Here is a 17,989-nt window from a genome sequence, read left to right on the forward strand (position 1 = left end):
TATATTTCTTTCCCTCTTTACATCTTATTTTTTCTTGGGATGCTGAGGAAATTTTCCCCTCTCTGCAATGTCATTGGCAAGCCCCGGAAATGTAAATCCATGCCCTGGAAGACCGGGTAAGCCCTTCCCTCCATTACCGTTCTCAATTTGCTTTTGAAGTGTTGAAAACTGCTTTGGATCAAACCCTGATAAATCGGGAAGCGCCCCAGAATCTCCACCAACAGCTCCCATACTCCCCAACCCCATCTTAGCACCAAGCCCCCCTAACATTTTTCCCATCAAGCCGCTTTTTCCTTTGCCGCCTATGGCTTTGACCATATCAGCCATTTGTCGATGCATTTTTAAAAGCTTATTAATATCAGCAGCACTTGTACCAGACCCCTTAGCAATCCGTTGTTTACGGCTATGTTTCAAAATTTCAGGATTGGCTCTCTCCAAGGGTGTCATTGACGAAATGATAGCCAATTGACGATTAAACAAACGGTCATCAAGCCCCGCAGCAGCAATCTGATCTTTAACTTTACTAAAACCCGGTAACATCCCCATAATGCCACCCATTCCGCCAAGTTTTTTCATTTTTTGCAATTGCTCTGCCAAGTCATTGAGATCAAATTTTCCCGCCTGCATTTTTTTTGCCAAAGCGGTTGCTTTTTCATGATCCATTGTTTCCGCAGCTTTTTCAACCAAAGAAACAATATCGCCCATTCCAAGGATACGATCAGCAATACGACTAGGATGGAACTCTTCCAAAGCATCTATTTTTTCGCCAATTCCAATTGCTTTAATAGGCTTTCCGGTCACGGCACGCATTGAAAGAGCAGCACCACCGCGACCATCACTATCCATACGTGTTAAAATAATTCCTGTAATTCCCACCCGTTCATCAAAAGAGCGTGCCAGATGAACAGCATCCTGCCCCGTAAGACTATCGGCAACCAACATAATTTCATGGGGAAGGGAACATGCTTTAATTTCGGCTAACTCCAACATCAAAGCTTCATCAATATGGTTCCGTCCTGCTGTATCAAGAATCAGCACATCATAACCGCCCAATTTTGCTGCCTGTACCGCACGGGATGCGATATCAACGGGAGACTGTCCGGCAATAATAGGTAAGCTTGCCAGTTGTGCCTGTTCTCCTAATTGGCGGAGCTGTTCCTGTGCTGCAGGACGGCGTGTATCTAATGACGCCATGAGAACTTTTTTATTATTTTTATCCGTAAAACGCTTTGCAAGTTTTGCTGTTGTCGTTGTTTTTCCGGAACCTTGCAAACCAATCATCATGATAACAACAGGTGCTGGAGCATTTAAATCGCTCAAAACGCCTTCACTACCCAGAACTTTAACCAATTCATCATGAACGATTTTAACAACCATCTGTCCAGGTTTAATTGATTTAACAATTGCAGACCCAACAGCTTTTTCACGAACCCTATCGGTAAAAGAACGTGCGACATCAAGAGCAACATCGGCTTCCAGCAAAGCACGACGAATTTCGCGCAGTGCCTCCGTCACATCCTGATCCGACAAAGCACCCCGCCCTGTCAAATGAGACAGTATGGAACCAAGCCGTTCTTGTAAGGATTCAAACATTATTTACCTCATTGCTACATAACAAACAAATCAAAAAGGCACCCGAGGACGCACCGCGCCGTCGAATGTTGACCTCTGAGATCTCTTTATACCCTTCAACTGGGGTCTCAGTCGGTGGCTCCAAGTTTATTTTGTCACTGAAAGCTTATTCTTTCAAACAATAAAACCCCACATTTGTCAAGATTTATCATGTAATAGCTTTCATTTTAAAAGTTATTTTAAAAAAGAGCAAACATTACACTTCAAGATTTCTCAACCTCAACACGCACAAAATCACCTGTTTCTTGTTCTATACTCCACAATTCACCGCTTGAGATATCAAACCACACCCCATGTAGCGTCAAAACGCCCTGCTCTTTACGCGCTTTTATCCACGGAAATGTCTCTAAATTTCTCAACGAATGACGAATAGAAAGCTGCTCTAATGCGATCTGCTGCTCTTGCCTAGACAGTGATTTATTGCCAACAACATCTTGCGCGGCTGGTGTCAAAAGATCAATCCATTGCCCAATAAAATCTTTTGACGATAAAGATTTATAGGTCCCTTGAAGAGCCGTACTCACCCCTCCACAGTGCGCATGACCGAACACAACAATATGCTTAACTTCAAGCAATTGTACAGCATATTCAAGAGCCGCTGATGTTGCATGATATTGATTATCAGGGGAAAAGGGAGGGACCAAATTTGCCACATTACGCAACGTAAAAATTTCACCAGGCTTAGCATCAAAAATCGTTTCTGGTACTGCTCGTGAATCACAACAAGCAATCACAAAAACCTCAGGTTTCTGCCCTTCAAGCGCCAATTGTTGATAATGTGCTGTTTCATAAGAAAAGTGATGTTTTATAAAAGACCTGTAACCGCTTAAAAGCCTTTCTGGTAAACACGTCATTCTCTTCTTACTTTCCCCTCTTACTTTCCATTTATATATTTTACGAACAGATAATGAATACAAAAATACTCAAAATATTCTGCCATCAATACAATCTCTTTGCCAAAAGAAGCAGATTATTACTTTAAAATGAAAGAAACAAGTAAATCCTTTCTCAAAATAATAACTATTCTCTTCGAGAAGAAAGTGTTACACTGCGGGAAATGATATAATGGTCTACTTAAAGACCTCTAAGAGCAAAAAAGGGAAGTTTAAAGGGAATATTATCGTGTTACAACAAAAAGCATCAAAAACAAAAAACAATCAAAATGAAATAGAACAAATCCTTTTTGCTCATACCGATAAAGAAGATATTGTCTGTTATGAAAGCAAGGAACTCCAAAAAGCCGCAAACACCGCTATTGAAGCTTTCAATCGCCACCAAGCAGGAAAAACCATCATCTGCTTTGAACAAAACTTGACCCGTAACAACAAACCTATCACCGTTATCACGCTTGTAAATGATAACAAACCATTTCTACTCGATTCTATTTTGAATGTTTTCAATCAGAATAAATATCATATTTATTTGATTGCACATCCCGTACTTGATTGTGCCTCTGGACAACGCATCAGCCTGATGCAAATTCACATTGAGTCCTTAAACGAACAGCAAGTACAAAAACTCAAAGAGGAACTTACCCTCGTTCTTGAACAGGTTAATGCAGCTGTACAAGACTGGAAACCTATGCTTAAAGAGGTTGAAAAGCATATTCATATTTATCAAACAAATCTCCCACAACACTATAAACAAGAAGGTGAAAAAGCCATAGAGTTTCTTCACTGGTTGATGGACAACAATTTCATCTTCCTTGGCATGCGGACTTATCATTTCAGAAAAAACCAAGAACCTACAAAAGCTTTTATAGCCAGCGATGTTGAACTTGGTATTCTCACAGATGCCTCTATTCGCATTATTGGTGACGCGTGTGTGGAAGAACCTCCACAAGAAATTTTATCCTTTATGGAAAGTGACAACCTGCTTATTGTCACAAAAGCAAACAGTCGTTCAAAAATTCACCGTCCTGTTTGGCTTGATTATATTGGTCTTAAAATCTTTGATAAAGAAGACAAGCTCTGTGGAGAATTGCGCATTGTAGGATTGTTCACCTCCTCAGCTTATACACACTCTATTTCGCAAATCCCTTTCTTAAAAGAAAAAGCCAAAACCATCATTCAACGCCTTGGACACAATCGAACTGACTATTCTGGAAAAGCGCTTATCAGTGTTTTAGAAACCTATCCAAGAGATGAAATGTTTCGTTCCGACGTTGATACATTAACAGAAAATGCTAAGCTTATCCTGCAATTAGATGAACGCCCCCGTTTACGGGTACTTGCCCATACGGATTCTTTTGGCCGCTTTGTGTCTATACTTGTTTATGTCCCCCGTGACCAATATAGCAGCAACATTCGTGAAAAAATTGGCGAATATTTCGTCGAACTCTACCAAGGTGATTTTTTTGAATCCTATCCGCTCTTTTTAGAAAGTACACTCATTCGCGTTTATTATGTTATCCATCGTAAAGGAAACGAAACTGCCCCTATTATTGAGCGTATGGCACTTGAGCAAAAGGTTCGTTTGATAGCAAGAAGTTGGGAAGACAATGTTCAAGCCATCGCCCTTACCTGCAAAGCAACAGACCAACAAATGCATTTGGCTAGCCGATTTCCCAATAGTTATCGTGACTTATTTTCAGCTGAAGATGCAATTGAAGATGCCGGTCACATTCTCAGTCTTAATGAGAAAAGGCCTCTTTTCGTTACTTTTTATCATGCACACAACAAAGAAAAGCAAACCTTTTCTCTCCGGCTTTTTCACCGCCATCAAGCACTTGCTCTTTCTAAACGCGTCCCCCTTCTTGAAAATATGGGATTTCGCGTCATTGCTGAACAAACACTTGAATTACCAGATGGCAACGGAGGCTCTGTCTACCTTCATGATATGCAATTGGAGAGTGCTTTCCAACTCTGTCTTGATTTTGAAAAAAACGGTCAAAAACACGCCGAAACATTCGAAGCAGTTTGGTCGCAAAACGCTGATAATGATGCCTTTAATGCCTTAACCCAAACAGCTGGATTGAATTGGCATGAAATTGTCATTTTGCGCCATTATGGACGCTATCTCCAACAAGCTGGAATTCCTTATTCACAAGATCGTGTTGCCCAAACTTTAAACGCTTACCCTGACATTACCCAAGATCTTTATACTTTATTTCATTTAAAGTTTCATCAAAGCCATACAGAAAAAGAGCGGGAAAAGAATCAACAGATTATTCAACAACGCATTGAAGAAAAATTACAGAAAGTATCTGGTTTAGATGATGATCTCATCCTACGCCGTTATCGTAATCTCATTGACGCGAGTTTACGAAGCAACGCCTTTACTCCTCTAGAAAATGGCGATCCACGACGTATTTTAGCAACCAAGCTAGACCCTCGCCAAATTGAGGGCTTACCTGAACCGCGTCCCTATAGAGAGATTTTCGTTTATGGACCAGAAGTTGAAGGGGTTCATTTGCGCTTTGGCCCTATTGCCCGCGGCGGAATCCGTTGGTCTGATCGTGCCCTCGACTATCGCACTGAAGTGCTTAGCTTAGTCAAAGCACAACAGGTTAAAAATGCTGTTATTGTTCCTGTTGGAGCCAAAGGTGGATTTTATCCTCATCGCCTTCCCCAAACAAATGATCGTGCTGTCATAATCGAAGCCGCACGACAAGCTTACATTGATTTTATTACAGCTTTACTTTCCATTACCGACAATTTGGTGAACAACCAAATAAGCGCTCCTCACAATGTTATCTGCCATGATGGTCATGATCCTTATTTTGTTGTTGCAGCCGATAAAGGGACAGCAACATTTTCTGATACAGCCAACACCATTAGCCAAGCAAATCACTTTTGGCTCGATGATGCGTTTGCTTCTGGAGGTTCAGCAGGTTATGACCACAAAGCCATTGGGATTACAGCGAAAGGTGCGTGGGAAGCCGTTAAAAGACATTTTCGTGAATCCTTTAACCACGATATCCAAACAACACCTTTCACCTGTGTCGGTGTTGGTGATATGTCTGGTGATGTTTTTGGCAATGGAATGCTTCTTTCCAAACAAACAAAACTCATTGCTGCCTTCGACCACCGCGATATTTTTATAGATCCAGACCCCAATATAGCTGAAAGCTATGCAGAACGGATGCGCCTCTTTCAACTTCCTCGCTCAAGTTGGCAAGATTACGATCAAACAAAATTATCGAAGGGTGGTGGTATTTTCTCACGAACAATGAAAACCATTACTCTCTCACCCGAAGCCGCACAAGCAATCGGTTTTGAAAAACAAACAGGCACCCCTTTTGAAATTATCTCTGCTCTTCTCAAAGCACCTGTTGATCTTTTATGGTTTGGCGGCATTGGGACTTACATCCGTGCAACAACAGAACCGGATGCACAAGTAGGCGATCGTGCAAATGATGCACTCCGCATTACTGGTGAACAAGTTCGTGCAAAAGTTATTGGCGAGGGCGCTAATCTTGGTGTCACACAACGCGGCCGTATTGAATATGTCTTAAATGGCGGACGGTGTAATACAGACGCTATTGATAACTCCGCAGGTGTTAATTGTTCAGATGTTGAAGTCAATATCAAAATTGTTCTAGCATCAGCCCTTCGTGCAAAAACGCTGACCCGTGAAGCACGCAATGAACTCTTGAAAAAAATGACCCCCCAAGTTGAACAATTAGTCTTACGCAACAATTATTTACAATCACTTGCTCTTTCTCTAGCTGAAAGCCAAAGCGTTGCGGATTTGCCTTATCAAATACGTTTTATGCATGATTTGGAACAGAAGAAACTTCTCGATCGCAAAGTTGAAATTCTCCCTGATGAACAAATTTTGCGGCAAAGAATAACACAAGGTCAAGGACTAATCCGTCCAGAACTTGCGGTCATTTTAGCATATGCGAAACTAACTCTTAAAGAAGAAATCGCTCATAGTGCCATTGTTGAGGAAAGTTATTTTGACAAAATCTTATTGCACTATTTCCCAACACAAATTCAGACAAGTTTTGAAAAAGAAATCATTAATCACCAATTGCGTCGTCATATTATTGCAACCCTCATTGCCAACGATATTGTGAATCGTGGAGGACCTACTTTTGTGAGTCGACTCCAAGATGCCACTGAACAAAAAATTGAAAATATCATTCGTGTTTTCGTCGCATTGTGTGATGGCTTTGCAATACCCCAATTGTCTGATCAAATTGATAAGCTTGACAATAAAATACCAGGTCTTGTCCAAAACAAATTTTATGCAGCCATTTCATCAATGCTTTTTGAAACAACGAATTGGGGCTTGCGCAATATGGATCTCTCGACCCCATTAGAAGAACTTGTAAAAACGATAAAACAAGCGCGTACTGTTCTTGAAGAACTGCTAACACATTCCAATGATAAAGATATCAATCAAAAAATCAAAGAAAAAACAACACATTATAGTGAAGAAGGTGCACCAAAGACTTTAGCAAAGCAATTAGCTCTCTTGGATGCAGCTCCCATAATTTGCGACATTTCTTTGATTGCCAAACAAAGCAATAGCGACCTTATTAAAACAGCAGAGATCTATTTCTCACTTGCGCAAATCATTCGTATAAATCGCATTAATGAAGCAAGTCGAACAATTCCTGTCGTTGATTATTATGATAGTATGGTCTTAAGCCAAACTAAAGAAAATATTGCCGAAAGTTTACGCAAAATTGTTCTGAAAATCCTAAAAAATTATGGAACAAAAGAGAATCCTTTTGCAGCTTGGAGTAAAACAAAAGAAGATCAAATTCATAACGTCACAAACCGCATTGGTGCCCTCATTGAAAATGATCTCAACATTTCTCGTTTTACCTTCGCAGCAGGTATGATTGCACAACTTTAAAGCATACCGGTCAGATTTAAAGCAATGCAAGACATCAAAGTTTTAAAAATTTTCACTTTGTTGTCTTGTTATTGTCTTGTCCATAAGAAGTAAAAGGAGAGAGAGAGTTTGCCATCTGCGCTTTTAATTTAAACAATGCATTGATTTATAAAGATAATTCATCGTTTTGCATGTTGAAAGAGCTCCCCGCATGCCCCCGCATATTGTAAGATTCTCTCATCTTAAATAATCTCATTTTGAATCAATCAAAACCATCCCCTTACACATCACAAGTGGAATTATCGTGTGGATAAAAAAACTCTCAAGAAAGGAGTAAAAATGCCTCTTATGAATCGTCTCAATACCAAGGGTTGTCGCAACATTGGGGGACGGTAAAAAATATGATGGGGGCAGCTTGTACTTTCATAAGGGTAAAGATGGTAGTGCTCAATGGCTTTATCGTTAAACAAAGCACTTAAAACATACCTTATCCCCATAGCAAAATTACCCCAATGCTGCAGCATGTTTGAAACAAATATTAAGGCGGTTCAGTGCTTTTTAGCTGTCCCAACTTTTGTATGCCAAATCGGTGCAAGCGTATTGCGTATATCAGTTTGGGTAATCTCTAAAATGAGTAGACATCCTAATTTTGGGAAGAATACAAAGACATAAAGGTGAAAACCAATCTCCAGCCTTTCCATCTCCTTTTAATTCAGCTTTACGGCTTTCAAAAGCATCCAAAGCAATATCTTTAAATAATGCAGATTACGCATTGCCTCACGCTTTTGTTTCTCATACTCTTTAATCGAGTCACAACCCTCATGCAAAACAGAACACTATTGTCTTGCCAATTCACGCGCTTTTTTTAAGAAACATTTCTTAAAGCCCATAAGTTTATCTCACAACGGCGCCCGTGAATGGTATAGTGTAAAAGCCATTGATCACCACCATCTTTACACTTATGAAAGTACAAGCTGCCCCCATCATACTCTTTACCGTCCCCCAATGTTGCGACAACCCTTGGTATTGAGACGATTCATAAGAGGCATTTTTACTCCTTTCTTGAGAGTTTTTTTATCCACACGATAATTCCACTTGTGATGTGCAAGGAAATGGTTTTGATTGATTCAACATAAGCATGTTTGGAATAAGAGAATCTTACAATATTCGAGGACCTCATTCGACATGCAAAACGATTATTATCTTTATAAATCAATATGTTGTACTATCATAAAATTGCCCTATGGTAGAATCGATTGTGCAACATAAAAAGAGTAGAGTTTAGACTTAAAGTGGTGCAAGACGACCGAGTTTTAAAAAACCTAATTTTGCCCATCCATGGGTAATCTTCAAGGGCAAAATGGGGTAGCCATCGGGACTTTTAGGCATCACGCTCAAAACAAAAAATAAAGCTTGCAGATTATTAGCTTGCTCAGGAAACAAGCGTTGCAGAGTGGTAAGAAGCTCCATATGCTTCACAAAAACAAGATCAAATTTTGCGGTCAAATAGCCTTCATCATCAAAGGAAAAAGGTCCACTGATACGCAGGAAACCACCTGTATGAAAAACCAATTCACCATGCTTTAAAACACCACTTTTCCCATACAAACACCGCTTCTAACTACCTCTCTCATTTTCAAACAAATGAGAGACATCATTGAAAATCTACTTTAAAGAAACTTAAAATAACTTTGTCCTTATGGTAAGATTGATTGTGCAACACAAAAAGAGCGTACCTTAGATTTAAAGTGGTGCAAGACGACCGAGTTTTAAAAAACCTAATTTTGCCCATCCATGGGTAATCTTCAAGGGCAGAATGGGGTAGCCATCGGGACTTTTAGGCATCACGCTCAAAACAAAAAATAAAGCTTGCAGATTATTAGCTTGCTCAGGAAACAAGCGTTGCAGAGTGGTAAGAAGCTCCATATGCTTCACAAAAACAAGATCAAATTTTGCTGTCAAATAGCCTTCATCATCAAAAGAGAAAGGTCCACTGATACGCAGGAGACCACCTGTATGAAAAACCAATTCACCACGCTTTAAAACACCACTTTTCCCATACAAATACTGTTTCCAACTGTTTGCCCCATTTTCAAACGAATGAGAGACATCATTGAAAGTCCATTTTAAATTGCCATCAATTTTTGGGAAATCAACAAAGTAAGGTGCAAAAAACAGAGAAGAGTCAAAATCATCGACAATAAGGTGCCCTGATAAATGATTCTTCTCGTTTTTCAGATCAAGTCGCAAAAATTCTGCCGTTATTTTTTGCGACCTATTCTCTTGATCTAACGAAGGTGCAATCACATCCACAGCATCTTTCAAGAATGCTTTATCCCTAATATTTTCTTGTGCTTCCTTTTTGTTTTTTGTTTGTGATCCAAATTTTTCTGGAAATTTCTGATCCTTAAAAGAAGAAGCAATGGTAGAAACCTCAAGCCCTTCAGCCATCAGTTTAAATGTCTTCGCTGTTTTCCAATAAGGTTCTGTTTCAATCATTAAATTGCGCCATTGCAACGCAATAGGCATTTTTCCAGAGAAAACAAGGGATGCCGGAGAAGAAACATGAAACTCTACAAAACGAGATGTATAAATTGGTGCACCAACCATCAAACGCGCAGTTGATAAGGAAAGCTTGTGCAAAGGCCAAGAAAACTGGAATTGATCACAAGAAACACCAATACGTAACGGATAACCATTCTTACTGAGATGTTTGCATACAATCGTTATATCACGAGCAGAAGCTCTTGCGAGGAGATCAGAAACACGGTCTTCTATTTTACGTGAAAAAAAAACCAAAGTGCACTATAAACGCATATCACAACAAGACAAAACAGCCCACAAAGCAAATAACGCAAAGAAAGGCTTTTTCGTATTGATGTCAATTGAGAGATTATAGACACAATGATAACTTTCCTTATCTTCGATGAACAAAATTCTTTAACGTTCACGCACAAACGCTGGGTACACAAAAAATCTGTTGTAACGCATTTTCAAACCATTTACTCAAAGCCTGATCATAAATTAAACGACCTTTCAAATGCGCAGAAGCAGGTTGGGCACCTTTTTCGGTCAATTTATGTGCTGAACGCACCACCAAGCGTCGCATCATAGCACGGGTGAATTCGGCATGGAATTGCAAACCCCATGCATTATCTCCATAACGAAAAGCCTGTGTAGGATATGTATGACCTGTTGCCAACAGTGCAGCCTCTTTAGGTAAGTCATAAATACCTTCATCATGAAAATGGTAGACCATTTCTGGCCAATTCATTAACGCCTTGCCTTGTGAGGTTGCTTCCAGCGGGTACCAGCCAACTTCCACAACTCCATCACTTCTTGTGCCAACACGTCCCCCTAGATTTCGCGCTAACATTTGTGCTCCAAGGCAAATTCCCAAAAAAGGCTTATTTTCTTTCAAAGATAAGGAAATCCAATCAATTTCCTTGCCAATATAAGCTTCCTCGTCATTGACACTCATCGGTCCCCCCAAAATAACCACACCAGCATAATGCTTCAATGTATCGGGAAGTTTTTGTCCTAAAATAGGGCGATAAATATCAAGAACAAAACCATTTTGTTGCAAAAATTTTCCCAAACGACCAGTATATGTAGACCGACGATGCGTCACCACCGCAATTCTTGGTCTGCATTTTTTTTGCTTTTCACTAAAACACCTTTGATGTAAAAACATTTTTTAATCAATCATTTCCGCAACCAAGTCACTTTTCATTTTTTAAAAACAAGAAAATAATTTTTGCGAACAATCCGCACTCCAACTTTCTTTATTTAAAATAAACGAAATTTCTTTCTTGACAAAAATGCCTCCTCTTCCTCTGTTTTAACTCCTGGATCATCAACATTTAAGTGGGTTTGACTCAATGCCGTAAGATCTTGATCTTTTGTATCTTGTTTCTGTAGCGGTGCATGATATACAGGAGAGCTCTCTACGGGAGATGACTCTTCAAGCATATTATTTTCCACTTCAGCACTTATTCCCATCATATCTGCTTTATCTTGATCCTGCTTTTCCAACACACTTTTGGTCGCCTCCAATGTGTAGGGAACCATACGAGGAGGCGCTTTCCATTCAAAGCAGCCAAGACGCCCACTAATTGGAGAAACAACCGACCAAGAAGGGAAAATAGCTCCATCACACATCCATACCGGATCACGTTCCGCACGAAGTGCCAAAGAAAGCCATTGACGCACGGCACCCTGATTATTTCCCTGAGCCTCTTCGATATCCGCCAACAATAAATAAACACTTTCGCGCGGATGATAGCGTAGTGCTTTTTCAGCCTGCTCTCTTGCTAATACTGTCTCACCAGCATCCAACGCAGCTTTAGCAATAAGGAAAGCCGCTTCGAATGTCTCTTTATTATAAGAAGCAAGTGCTTTAGCCCTCTTCAATCGCCCAACAGCCCCTTCTTCTTTTTCAAGATAAAGCACTGCCAAATCAGGATGAGGTTCTTTCTGCCAAGCTGTAATAATCATTTTATCCGCTTTACGTGTTTCATTGAGTTTATAAAGAATATCAGCAGCAACAACCGTTATAGGCACAAAATCAGGCAATAATTTATGCGCTTTTAAAATAGCTCCCCGTGCTTGCGCAGGATGTGTTTCAAACAGATGAAGCGCTTTCCCACATAACAACAAAGCTTGTGTATGTTGACGTTCCGCAGTTGAACGAATCGCGCGTGGCAAGGCTTTTTGTGCACGTTCAAAAACAGTAAGTGCCTTATCCCATTTGCCCTCAACACTCAACCGCTCAAGCACAGCCTGATTTGCCCATAAAAGTGTTGGTGATAAAGCCAATGCTTCTTCTGCATATTGTTGTGCTGCTTCATAAGCTTTGCTTTTTAGAGCTTCACGAAACAAACCGTAAAGCCCCGCCAATTGTGTTGGTGCTTCTTTTCTCATCTCCTCATAAAGATTGATGGCAGGAACAGAGTCATTTTGCAAAGAGAGAATTTGAGCTTGTAAGAGTTTTACCAGCGGTTCCTGTTTATCAGCAAAATATTTGCTAACACGTGCCTCCATTTGTTGTGCCAAAACACCATCGCCAGCAAAAACAGCAAGGATTCCCTGTGAAAGAGCTTGATAACCACGCTTTTTACGACGTTGATAAAAATAATGAGAGAGAGCATGAGGTACAGAAAAAAGGGCAGATAAAAGCCACCATAAAAGCGCTAAAACCCCAAGCAATAAAATAAATGCGCACAAAAGCGTTAACAATGAGACAGAAAACCGAAAGTGCAAAAATGTTATAACCAAAACACTATTGTGATTAGCAACCCATCCAAAAGCTAGACCGATCAAACAGACAACAAAACTGTAAATAAAAACACGTATCATCTTGCGCCTATTTACCTCTTCGTTGCCTTGACAGATCCCTGCTGTGCAGAGAATAGCAACTTCTGAAGCAGCTGATGAATAGCAATATGCCTTTCAAGTTGATGAACAAAATCCATAGAAACATCTTTTGCATTTTGAGGCAATGTTTGCCATTCGCTCAAAGCCTTTTCGTAATCACCCGCTTGAATAGCAACTTCCATTCGTGCCGCAATCGCCTCTAGCGTCATACCTTCGATATTCCCAATTGGCCGTGCAACAACCAAACCTTTTATCCATGCCCAAATCCGTTTAGAAAAAGCAGCATCTGATGCAACACTATTCTGCATACGAACGATTGCATCGGCAACTCTAGCAAATTCATCTGAAAGTTGCGCTGAATTTGGAAGTCCTCTCTCTGCTGTTTTTTGCAACAAATCAAATCCATCCATTGAAGGCGCTAATTGCTGTAATGTTTTCAGTTCGTTGATATAAGATCCTCCGCGCTCTATAGCATTTTTTAGCGAACTGATTGCAATAAACAGCGCAGTACTCACCTCTTGTTTTTCACTATCTTGAGCAGCAATCCCTTCCTGCACAGTTTCTAACTGTTGCTTTAAGAGAGCAAGAGCGGTTGCATTGCTTTGCCCAACGGACAAAGCCTTGTCCATATTTTTTGATATATCAACTAAAGTCTGTACAGACTCTTCTAGACCTCTCACTTTTTCTTCTAAACCAATGAAAGCTTTTTTGCTTTCTTGTTGCAAGTCTTCATCACCTTGAATTGTTTCAACCTGTTGCGATGAAAAAGAAGAAAAATCTGTTTTTAAAGTATCAATTTCTTGAACCACACGCCCCAATCGTTCTATCGTTTCTTCCCCTTGACTTTTTGCGATTTCAGCAATTTGCAAAGCCTTTTTGTCTCCAGCATCATTTTCTACAAAAGAAAGAGGCAGCACACGTGCCCATTGAAGCCCTATGAAAAGACCTAAAGCAATAAAACCACCTAAAATTCCTGAAAGGAACAAACACAGCCAAGAGAGATGAGATATGGATTGAGACGGCATGTTTTTTATGTTCTGTTTCTCTTGTGCGTCAAATTCTACAGAATTTTGTGTTCTCTTTTCTTCATCATGGCTTACAGCTTCATGTTCAACCACCGGTTTTTTACGACGCGTAGCAGTATAATGTGTTTTCGCTTTTGGTTTTGAAGAATCTACCATCTTATTTACTTTTTGTGCACATTTTTTTACAATTGTAAAAGAATAAAATGAAAAAAGTTTTAAAAATAAAGCTTTTCTCAAATATCATAGCTTGTTTCATAACATTTTTACAACAAATATAACTTTATAGAAATTTTTAATACCGTATCTTTATCATAAACATCTCCAATGATATACTTTAATAAACAGCGTTAAAAAACATCATCATTTTATACTCAACAATAGAACCTCATTTTTAATGAACATGAACTCCTATATTCAAAGAAAACATTCCAAAGCATTTTTCATGAGAACTCTTAACATCAAGAGAAATTCTTTGCATCTTTGCTTATCCGTGGTAGGCACACAATAAAGAATCTTCAACACAAGGTTTTGTCTAAAATGCGTCTGTTAGGAATAGAAACAAGTTGTGATGAAACTGCCGCTGCTGTTGTTGAACAAGACAATGAAGGAAACAGCAAAATTCTTTCCAATATTGTTTGGAGTCAAATTGATCATCATGCCCCTTACGGGGGTGTTGTTCCTGAAATTGCCGCCCGCGCTCATGTTGAAATTCTCGATAGTTTAATTCTACGAGCGCTAACAGAAGCAAACATAACATTAAGTGATATCGACGCTATTGCCGCCACCAGTGGACCGGGTTTAATAGGAGGACTTTTAGTAGGCGTTACGACGGCAAAAGCGCTTTCTCTTGCTACAGGAAAACCTTTTATTGCCGTAAATCATCTGGAAGGTCATGCCTTAACAGCCGTACTCACACATAATGTCTCTTTTCCCTATTTATTGTTGCTGGTCTCCGGTGGTCATACACAAACAATTCTTGTCCACGAAGTAGGCAATTACCAACGTTTAGGAACCACCATTGATGATGCCTTAGGGGAAGCTTTTGATAAAACAGCAAAACTCTTAGGTCTTCCTTACCCTGGTGGTCCAGCACTTGAAAAAGCTGCTTTATTGGGTGATAAAAATCGTATTCCTCTTCCACGCCCTTTAAAAGGTGAAAAACGGCTAGATTTTTCCTTTTCAGGTCTCAAAACGGCTGTTCGCCAAGCAGCAACAGCCATGGCTCCCCTGACAGAAAGTGATGTAGCTGACATTGCAGCAAGCTTTCAAGCCGCAGTAACTGATACCGTGCATGATCGCGTTCATTTAGCTTTGCAACATTTTACCCACCAATATCCCCTCTCTCGTAATAAAGGGCATCATCCTCCTGCTTTAGTGGTCGCAGGCGGAGTTGCTGCTAATCAAGCCATTCGATTGACATTGCAAGAGCTCGCTTATCAACATGGATTTGAATTTATAGCTCCACCTCTTTCCTTGTGTACCGATAATGCAGCAATGATTGCTTTTGTTGGTGCACAAAAACTCGCACGGGGCGAAACAAGCCCCCTTGATCTTGCCCCCCGCTCACGCTGGCCATTGGATGAAAAATCCACCCCCCTCATTGGAATGGGACGTCGTGGAACAAAAGCATAACAAAATGAATGCTTATGCTATCTAAAAAACGCACGATGAAGCACCATAGTAGAACAGCTTATTATTCATGATTCCTATAGACTTTTCTCTTCCTAGAAGCTGTTTTCTTATACCATTTTTAAACATGACTTTGAGATGCAATACAATCATAGTCTTGTTTTTTAGATCCAAGTAAAAAATGACAAAATCTTTTATGTTCACCGTTTCACTTTAAATTTATTCTTTGACACACACATCTTGTCTTATAACAGTAAACCAAAGACAAAACATCCCATGCAATCTATGCAAACAGGCAGGCTGTATGACATATCACGTCACCGCAATTATATTCTCTCTCAAAAAAGAAGAAAGAAGCCAATATTGTACATTCTTTACCTCATTTTAAAAATCATACAGAATGGTACATTTATAAATGCATGGTAAAATACTATCTTGTGCAATATCAATAATCTAAAAAAGGAGATTTCATGGCTTATTGGCTTTTTAAATCTGAACCTCATAAATGGTCATGGGAGATGCAGAAGCAAAAAGGCACGCATGGTGAACAATGGGATGGCGTGCGTAATTATCAAGCCCGCAACAATATGCGCGCCATGAAATTGGGCGATAAAGGCTTTTTTTATCATTCTAATAAAGGACTAGAAATTGTAGGTATTGTAGAAATATGTGCTGAAGCACATCCTGATTCCACCACCTCTGATCCACGCTGGGAATGTGTAGATATTCGTGCACTCTGCGATATGCCAACACCTGTTTCATTAAAACAAATTAAAGCGAATCCAAAACTGAACAATATGGTACTCGTCAACGTCTCTCGCTTATCAGTACAACCCGTGACAGAAGATGAATGGAAAGAAGTCTGTTTGATGGGCAATCTTAAACAATAAATTGATTTATAATGATAATTATACTTTTGTAACTTAAATGAGAGCCCTAAACAGAATAGTATTCTTTATTCTCATCCCATCTTATAATGAATTAATAACGATTGCTTGTTTTTCATCACAAGCAAGATTAATAGTGGATGACCGTTTAAATAAAAACGCCCACTGTTTTCATGAACCATTTCACCACAAGAACAATATAAGCAACGTTAAAATTCAGCAAAATGAATGATGGTGATCACTTATACATTACAGAAGGAACAAGGGTTGTACCCGATGAATTTTATATTACATTCTTCACAAAAGTCACCGTGAGATAGAATGAAAAACCACGAGAATGACTTTTTAAGAAAGGCTTTCATCTTAAGACTATCATTTCTGTCTGTGAACAAACATGCCGGTCAAAGATAACCCCTATCACAGCCGATAGGCACAATATATCTTTACTCTAGGCATGTAAGTTTTGCCTGCTCAATAAAGAATAAGGGCACTCTCTCTTTATTTTTCACTCTATAATATTCTGTTTCACAACCAAAACAATTTCATAAAATTCATCTTTACAATACATCATTTCCCCATTGTTATCATGAGCAAAACACACAAAACAGCTACAATTATCAACGCGTTGATTTATAGTGATAATTTATCGTTTTGCATGTTGAATACCTCCCCGAATATTGTAAGATTTTCTCATCTCAAATCCTCTTATATTGAATCAATCAGAACCATGTTCCTACACGTCACAAGTGGGGCTGGTATGTGGGTAAAAAACTCTAAAAAAAGGAATAAAACGCTTCTTATGAATCGTCTCAATACCAAGAGCTGTCGCAACATTGGGAGACGGTAAAGAGAATAATGGTGCCGGCTTTCTTCTTTGATAAGCGTAAAGATGGTAGTACTCAATGGATTTACCAGTATACTATTCACGAGCGGTGGTGTGAAATGAGCTTGGGTGCTCTTTAAAAGATGTCTTTTAAAACAAGCCCGTGAATGTGCAACACAATGGTATTGTGTTTTGCATGAAGGGTGTGATTTCATTAAAGAACGTAACAAACAAAAGCGCTAAGCAACGCGTAATCTCCATTGTTTCAAAAATATTGCTTTAATGTTTTTGAAAGCAGCAAAGCTGAATTAAGGGATAGTGGTAAAAATGGATTTTGGTTTTCTCTTTTATAACTTCATATTCTTCCTAAATTAGGCTGTATGTCTCTTTCAGAGATTACTCAAACAAAGTTATTGCTGCTATTTGGTATAGAAAGCTAGGATAGTCTATAAAGCACACACTCGTTTCAATTATTATCTTCAATATGTTGTTGCATTGGAATTGGGTGTTGATTTAAAGGTAACAGAAAAAGCACGCGTGCTCTTTAAAAAAATATTTCTTAAAGAGCACGCAAGCCCTTTTCGCGATGGCGCCCGTGGATGGTATACTAGTAAATTCATTGAGTACCACCATCTTTACGTGTATAAAGAAGAAAACCGACATCATCATACTCTTTACCAGTTCCCAATGTTTCAACAATTCTTGTGTGGAAACGATTGAAGCATTTTTACCCTTTTCTTTTCGTGTCTTTACCCGCACGCAAACTCAGCTTATGACTATCAAATAAATGATTTTAATTGATTCAAAATGAAATGATTTAAGATGAG

9 protein-coding genes and 3 pseudogenes are annotated in these 17,989 nt (G+C 39.3%); 4 read left to right on the forward strand and 8 right to left on the reverse strand.

The window, feature by feature from the left end; all coding sequences use genetic code 11:
* Nucleotides 1–24 precede the first annotated feature (24 nt).
* Nucleotides 25–1,593, reverse strand: a complete 1,569-nt coding sequence (ffh, locus tag LNM86_RS11490; RefSeq protein WP_241437782.1) for a signal recognition particle protein — start codon at nt 1,591–1,593, stop codon at nt 25–27.
* Nucleotides 1,594–1,835: 242 nt separating this feature from the next.
* Nucleotides 1,836–2,486, reverse strand: a complete 651-nt coding sequence (locus LNM86_RS11495) for a carbonic anhydrase (RefSeq protein WP_241437783.1) — start codon at nt 2,484–2,486, stop codon at nt 1,836–1,838.
* A 268-nt stretch (nt 2,487–2,754) separates the two neighbouring features.
* On the opposite strand from LNM86_RS11495, the gene LNM86_RS11500 reads away from it, so the two are divergent.
* The gene (locus LNM86_RS11500) at nt 2,755–7,443 is read left to right on the forward strand and encodes an NAD-glutamate dehydrogenase (RefSeq protein WP_241437784.1); all 4,689 of its coding nucleotides are present in this window, start codon (nt 2,755–2,757) and stop codon (nt 7,441–7,443) included.
* Nucleotides 7,444–7,929: 486 nt separating this feature from the next.
* On the opposite strand, the pseudogene LNM86_RS11505 reads toward LNM86_RS11500, so the two are convergent.
* The 6 genes and pseudogenes from LNM86_RS11505 to LNM86_RS11530 all read right to left on the reverse strand — a co-directional run.
* A pseudogene (locus LNM86_RS11505) lies at nt 7,930–8,471 on the reverse strand (phage integrase central domain-containing protein); the annotation flags it as partial.
* Between the two features lie 238 nt (nt 8,472–8,709).
* Nucleotides 8,710–9,087 (reverse strand): annotated as a pseudogene (locus tag LNM86_RS11510) (DUF2125 domain-containing protein); the annotation flags it as partial.
* Between the two features lie 78 nt (nt 9,088–9,165).
* Nucleotides 9,166–10,221, reverse strand: coding sequence for a DUF2125 domain-containing protein (locus LNM86_RS11515; RefSeq protein ID WP_241437785.1), 1,056 nt, complete (start codon nt 10,219–10,221; stop codon nt 9,166–9,168).
* 148 nt (nt 10,222–10,369) lie between these two features.
* Nucleotides 10,370–11,116, reverse strand: a complete 747-nt coding sequence (locus tag LNM86_RS11520; RefSeq protein WP_241437786.1) for a glutamine amidotransferase — start codon at nt 11,114–11,116, stop codon at nt 10,370–10,372.
* A gap of 95 nt (nt 11,117–11,211) precedes the next feature.
* On the reverse strand, nt 11,212–12,780 hold the full coding sequence (locus tag LNM86_RS11525) for a heme biosynthesis protein HemY (RefSeq protein WP_241437787.1): 1,569 nt from the start codon (nt 12,778–12,780) through the stop codon (nt 11,212–11,214).
* A gap of 11 nt (nt 12,781–12,791) precedes the next feature.
* Complete coding sequence (locus LNM86_RS11530) at nt 12,792–13,979, reverse strand: COG4223 family protein (protein ID WP_241437788.1); 1,188 nt, start codon at nt 13,977–13,979, stop codon at nt 12,792–12,794.
* Nucleotides 13,980–14,360: 381 nt separating this feature from the next.
* On the opposite strand from LNM86_RS11530, the gene tsaD reads away from it, so the two are divergent.
* From tsaD to LNM86_RS11545, 3 genes and pseudogenes are all read left to right on the forward strand, one after another.
* Nucleotides 14,361–15,455, forward strand: a complete 1,095-nt coding sequence (gene tsaD / locus LNM86_RS11535) for a tRNA (adenosine(37)-N6)-threonylcarbamoyltransferase complex transferase subunit TsaD (RefSeq protein ID WP_241439016.1) — start codon at nt 14,361–14,363, stop codon at nt 15,453–15,455.
* A gap of 467 nt (nt 15,456–15,922) precedes the next feature.
* Entirely contained in the window at nt 15,923–16,342 is a 420-nt protein-coding gene (locus tag LNM86_RS11540) for an EVE domain-containing protein (RefSeq protein ID WP_241437789.1), read from the forward strand.
* Nucleotides 16,343–17,096: 754 nt separating this feature from the next.
* Nucleotides 17,097–17,714 (forward strand): annotated as a pseudogene (locus LNM86_RS11545) (integrase arm-type DNA-binding domain-containing protein); the annotation flags it as partial.
* Between the last annotated feature and the right edge of the window lie 275 nt (nt 17,715–17,989).

The organism is Bartonella machadoae, assembly GCF_022559585.1.
GTDB classification, from domain to species: domain Bacteria; phylum Pseudomonadota; class Alphaproteobacteria; order Rhizobiales; family Rhizobiaceae; genus Bartonella; species Bartonella machadoae.

What these genes read in the sequence shown, in the direction of transcription:
- LNM86_RS11525 (WP_241437787.1), bottom strand. Translation starts at nt 12,780, where the DNA reads ATGATACGTGTTTTTATTTACAGTTTTGTTGTCTGTTTGATCGGTCTA.
- LNM86_RS11540 (WP_241437789.1), top strand. Translation starts at nt 15,923, where the DNA reads ATGGCTTATTGGCTTTTTAAATCTGAACCTCATAAATGGTCATGGGAG.
- LNM86_RS11530 (WP_241437788.1), bottom strand. Translation starts at nt 13,979, where the DNA reads ATGGTAGATTCTTCAAAACCAAAAGCGAAAACACATTATACTGCTACG.
- ffh (WP_241437782.1), bottom strand. Translation starts at nt 1,593, where the DNA reads ATGTTTGAATCCTTACAAGAACGGCTTGGTTCCATACTGTCTCATTTG.
- LNM86_RS11495 (WP_241437783.1), bottom strand. Translation starts at nt 2,486, where the DNA reads ATGACGTGTTTACCAGAAAGGCTTTTAAGCGGTTACAGGTCTTTTATA.
- LNM86_RS11520 (WP_241437786.1), bottom strand. Translation starts at nt 11,116, where the DNA reads ATGTTTTTACATCAAAGGTGTTTTAGTGAAAAGCAAAAAAAATGCAGA.
- tsaD (WP_241439016.1), top strand. Translation starts at nt 14,361, where the DNA reads ATGCGTCTGTTAGGAATAGAAACAAGTTGTGATGAAACTGCCGCTGCT.